4 protein-coding genes are annotated in these 4688 nt (G+C 59.8%); all 4 read right to left on the bottom strand.

Annotation, left to right across the window (positions count from 1 at the left end; all coding sequences use genetic code 11):
• Positions 1-250 precede the first annotated feature (250 nt).
• A complete protein-coding gene (ahbA, locus tag HMPREF0178_RS11820; protein WP_009733610.1) occupies positions 251-715 on the bottom strand; it encodes a siroheme decarboxylase subunit alpha in 465 nt (154 codons plus the stop codon).
• Positions 712-1893, bottom strand: a complete 1182-nt coding sequence (ahbD, locus tag HMPREF0178_RS11815; RefSeq protein ID WP_009733609.1) for a heme b synthase — start codon at positions 1891-1893, stop codon at positions 712-714. The genes ahbA and ahbD overlap by 4 nt, the downstream gene beginning before the upstream one ends.
• On the bottom strand, positions 1893-2885 hold the full coding sequence (hemB, locus tag HMPREF0178_RS11810) for a porphobilinogen synthase (protein ID WP_009733608.1): 993 nt from the start codon (positions 2883-2885) through the stop codon (positions 1893-1895). Before hemB ends, ahbD begins: the two co-directional genes overlap by 1 nt.
• 152 nt (positions 2886-3037) lie before the next feature.
• Positions 3038-4225, bottom strand: coding sequence for a 12,18-didecarboxysiroheme deacetylase (gene ahbC, locus HMPREF0178_RS11805; RefSeq protein WP_005025505.1), 1188 nt, complete (start codon positions 4223-4225; stop codon positions 3038-3040).
• Positions 4226-4688: the final 463 nt, after the last annotated feature.

The raw sequence follows: 4688 nt of genomic DNA, 5'->3' as shown, positions 1-4688 counted from the left end.
AAACCCTCCCCACCCCTTCCCAAAACTTTCGACTGGTGGGGAGGTAGCACGGCAGGAGTCCCTGTCGGGCAACAAACAAAGAAGAGAACGGCTTATTGGTACTGCCCAATAAGCCGTTCTTTTCTGTAAAACCGTGATGAAGGATTCGATAAGGTCAAAAGTCTTTGAAGAGGGAGGGAAGGGGGTCCGGGGGGAAGGGGAGGGAGGAACTTTCTCTAGAAAGTTTCTCCCTCCCTTCCCCCGATTCGTCTTACTCTTCCATCTGAAAATCAACGCGAATTTTATACAGCTTCGTGGCGGGCAGATTCAGGATCGGAATCCCCGTCTTGGCGGTAATATCGTCAAGCATGGCGCACACGGCTTCCCACGAGGGGCCGATTGCGGAAAACCAGACATTGTAGGCATGGCGGCGCAAGTAGTTGTGCGTCACGCCCACATGCTGGTTCACTTCGGCTATGAAGGCATCCAGCTTGTCCTCCGGAACCTTGGCTGCGCACAGCGTGGAGCGGAAACCGAGTTTGGCTGACTGGAAGTTGGCCCCCAGACGCCGGATAAGCCGGGACTTGCGCAGGGCGTTCACACGATCAAGCGCCTCCTGCTCCGTGATGCCGAGACGCTCCGCAATGATGGCGTAAGGCCGGGACTCCAGCGGAAAATCCGTCTGGATGATGTCCAAGATGCGCCTGTCCATTGTGTCGAGAGTCATTTCCGTCATTCCGCCTCCTTCGCTTTGCGGGGCTGGTACGTGCACAGAGGCTCCTCGCCCATGTAGTCGCCGTCCATGCTCCACGCGCGGGCGCGGCAGCCGCCGCACACCTTATGGAACTCGCAGACGCCGCACTTGCCCTTATACTCGGACTGATCGCGGAACTGGAGGAACGGCTTGGACTTGCGCCAGATTTCCGGGAACGGTGTCGTGCGGACGTTGCCGCAGTCGAGCGTTAGATACCCGCACGGCTGAACCTGCCCCACATGGCTGATGAAACAGAACCCCGTGCCGCCGAGACAGCCGCGCGTCATGGCATCCATGCCGAACGTGGCGGGCGTTACGGAGACGCCTTCCTCGCGGGCGCGCTGGCGCATGATGCGGTAATAGTGCGGCGCACAGGTGGCCTTGAGGTGCATGGAGGTCGTCTTGCGGAAATCATAGAACCAGTGCAGCACGTCCTCATATTCCTGCGCCGTGATCACCTGATCCGCAAGCTCGGCGGCCCGGCCCATCGGCACCAGCAGGAAGATATGCCACGCAGCCGCGCCGATGCGTTCGCAGAGTTCGAATATCTTTTTAAAATCATGCAGGTTATCCCGAGTGACCGTAGTGTTGATCTGAAACTCCACGCCCTCGGCCTTGAGATGCTCGATGCCGCGCATGGTGGCGTCGAACGCGCCGGGCACACAGCGGAACGCATCGTGTTTCTCGGCGTTGTAGCCGTCGATGGAGATCGAACAGCGCTGCACGCCCGCTTCCTTGATCTTGCGGGCGGCTTCCGGCGTGATGAGCGTCCCGTTGGGGGACATCACGCAGCGCAGGCCCTTGGAACCGGCATAGGCGATCAGCTCGTATACATCGGGGCGGATCATGGGATCGCCGCCGGTGAAGATGATGATCGGGTTGCCCACGCTCGGGAAGGTATCGATCAGCGCCTTGGCTTCTTCCGTGGACAGCTCGCCCGGATAGGGTTCCGGATGCGCCTCGGCCCGGCAGTGCTTGCAGGCAAGGTTACAGGAGCGGGTCACTTCCCACGCAATAAGGCGGCACAGCGGGGAACCGTCCTCAAGCGTGCGCGGAACGGCGGGCATACCGCCTGGATGCCCGGGGTGACCGCCGGGATGTCCGGTGCCGGGGCGGGACTCTTCCTGCCCCATGCCGCATGGCGGCTCATGGCAATTCATCAGCGCACCCATCCTTTCTTGAGGGCCTCTTCCGCATAGTAGGTCAGGATGAGCTTGGCCCCGGCACGGCGGATGCCGAGCAGCGCTTCCAGAACAACCCTCTCTTCATCAATCCAGCCGTTGATGGCGGCGGCCTTGATCATGGCGTACTCGCCGCTCACCTGATAGGCGGCGACCGGCACGTCGAAGTTGTCCCGCACCATGCGGATGACGTCCAGATAGGGGCCGGCGGGCTTCACCATGACGATGTCCGCGCCCTCGTCGATATCGGCGGCGGCTTCGCGCAAGCCTTCCATCGCATTGGCCGGGTCCATCTGATAGGTCTTGCGGTCGCCGTGATGCGGGGCGGACTCCGCCGCGTCGCGGAACGGGCCGTAGAACGCGGAGGCGTATTTCACCGCATAGGACATGATCGGCGTATTCACATACCCGGCCTTGTCCAGCGCTTCGCGGATAGCCAGGATGCGTCCGTCCATCATGTCGGAAGGCGCCACCATGTCCGCACCGGCCTCGACATGGCTGAGGGCGGTCTTGGCAAGCAGTTCCAGTGTGGGATCGTTCACTACTTCGCCGCAGGTGTCGCCTTCCTTCAGGATGCCGCAATGACCGTGCGAAGTGTATTCGCACAGACACACGTCGGTCACAACCTGCAGCTCCGGCCACTTCGCCTTGAGCATACGGATGGCGCGCTGCACGATGCCGTTCGGGGCATAGGCTTCGCTGGCGATGGCGTCCTTGTGCTTGGGGATGCCGAACAGCATGAGCGAACGCAGCCCCGCGTCCACGGCTTCGCCCACGGTCTTCTCAAGCTGCTTGAGAGAAAGCTGGTACTGGCCCGGCATGGACGGGATTTCCTTCTTGAAATCCTCATCCGTGGTATCCACCACAAAATACAGCATCATAAGGTCAGCGGCGGACAGCTGCGTCTCACGCACCATTTCACGGATCACGGGATTGCGGCGCAGACGGCGCCCACGATAAAATTCGTTCATAACACATTGTCCTTTTTATGATAACAGGCAAGAACATCGCTGTTCCTGCCTCCAGAGAGTCACCGCTTCCCATCCTCGCGGCCCGAGCCTCCCCGCCCTCCAGATATTCCGCAAAAGCGCGGGGAAAGGAACCCTCTCCCCGCACTCATCCCTTATTCAGGGCGGCGGATTTCGTCGTCGGTCAGGTAACAGGCGGGATCCTGCGCCCATTCGTCGCCGTAATAGGCTTCGGCACGGGAGCGGAAGTTGCCGCCGCAGATGTTCAGGAAGCGGCAGGAGGCGCAGCGTCCCTTCACATAGGCCTTCTTGTTCTTCATCTTGTGGAGCAGTTCGATGTTCGGATCGTCCCAGATTTCGGAGAACGGGCGTTCGAGCACGTTGCCGAAGGTATGGTTGCGCCAGAACTGGTCGGCGTGGACTTTGCCGTCCCACGAGATACAGCCGATGCCGCGACCGGAGCTGTTGCCCTCATTGTACTGGAGAAGCTGGAACACTTCCTCGGCGCGCTTGGGATCTTCCTTCAACATGCGCATCCAGACATAGGGACCGTCGGCATGGTTGTCTACAGTGAGGACTTCCTTCGGCATCCCGGCGTCGAACAGAGCGCGGGTTTCGTCCATGATCAGATCGACCACGGAACGGGTTTCCGCGTGGTTGAGGTCTTCCTTGATCATTTCGGAGCCGCGGCCGGAGTATACGAGGTGGTAGAAACAGATGCGCGGCACTTCGAGTTCGCGCAGCAGCTTGAAGACTTTGGGGATTTCGACCACGTTGCGCTTGTTGATGGTAAAGCGCAGGCCGACCTTGAGGCCCTCGGCCTTACAGTTTTCGAGGCCCTCAAGCGCCTTCTTGAAGGAGTTCGGCACACCGCGGAACTTGTCGTGAATTTCTTCGGCACCGTCCAGCGAGATGCCCACATAGGACAGATTGATCGCCTTGAGTTCGCGGGCCTTTTCCTTGGTGATCAGGGTGCCGTTGGTCGAGATGACCGCACGCATCCCCTTTTCGGTGGCGTAGCTGGCGAGTTCAGGCAGATCCTGACGGACCAGCGGTTCGCCGCCGGAGAACAGCATGACCGGAGCGCCGTATGCGGCGAGATCGGAGATGATGGCCTTGCCCTGTTCCGTGGAGATTTCATCCTTGCCGTCAGGATCGACGGCCTGAGCGTAACAGTGCACGCACTTGAGGTTGCAGCGGCGGGTCATATTCCAGACCACCACCGGCTTCTTGTCTTCGGAGAACTGAAGCAGGTGGGAAGGGAGCTGGCTGGAATGCCGACCGTAGCGCAGAGCGTCGGAAGGCTCCACCTGCCCGCAGTACAATTTGGAAATGCCGATCATGAGGACTCCTTGAGATAGTTCGCAAAAATCATCTAGAAAGAAACGCCCCTTGCGGGGGTGTCTGTCAGCCTTTCGTGTCGCGCCATGCGTGGTCCACACGTCACAGTACGCGGTAATGCAAAGAAATACTATTGCTCGCCATACGGGTCAAGGGCCTTATCAGGAGAGGAACACCGGTGGAAGGGAGGGGAAAACTTTCTGGAGAAGGGGGAAGCCCCCCCCCCACGTTTCCCCCTTCCTTCCACCGTCCCCCTTCCCTCCCTCTTCAAAGACTTTTGACCATATCGAATCCCTCTTTACGGTTTTACGGAAAACAAAGACGGCTTGCTGTTATTCTCCAGCAAGCCGTTCTTTTGTTTTAACCCGCTGCCCGGCAGGAACTTCCGTTACGCGGCCTCCCCACCAGTTGAAAGCCTTGGAGCGGGTGGGGAGGGTTTGGGAGGGGCGGGGAGACCTTTCTTCA

The sequence above is a fragment of the Bilophila sp. 4_1_30 genome (assembly GCF_000224655.1).
Taxonomy (GTDB): Bacteria; Desulfobacterota; Desulfovibrionia; order Desulfovibrionales; family Desulfovibrionaceae; genus Bilophila; species Bilophila wadsworthia.
This window is presented reverse-complemented; position numbering and strand designations above follow the sequence as displayed.

Excerpts from the sequence above, each read along its gene's own strand:
- ahbA (WP_009733610.1), bottom strand. The coding sequence starts at position 715 with ATGACGGAAATGACTCTCGACACAATGGACAGGCGCATCTTGGACATC.
- ahbD (WP_009733609.1), bottom strand. The coding sequence starts at position 1,893 with ATGAATTGCCATGAGCCGCCATGCGGCATGGGGCAGGAAGAGTCCCGC.
- hemB (WP_009733608.1), bottom strand. The coding sequence starts at position 2,885 with ATGAACGAATTTTATCGTGGGCGCCGTCTGCGCCGCAATCCCGTGATC.
- ahbC (WP_005025505.1), bottom strand. The coding sequence starts at position 4,225 with ATGATCGGCATTTCCAAATTGTACTGCGGGCAGGTGGAGCCTTCCGAC.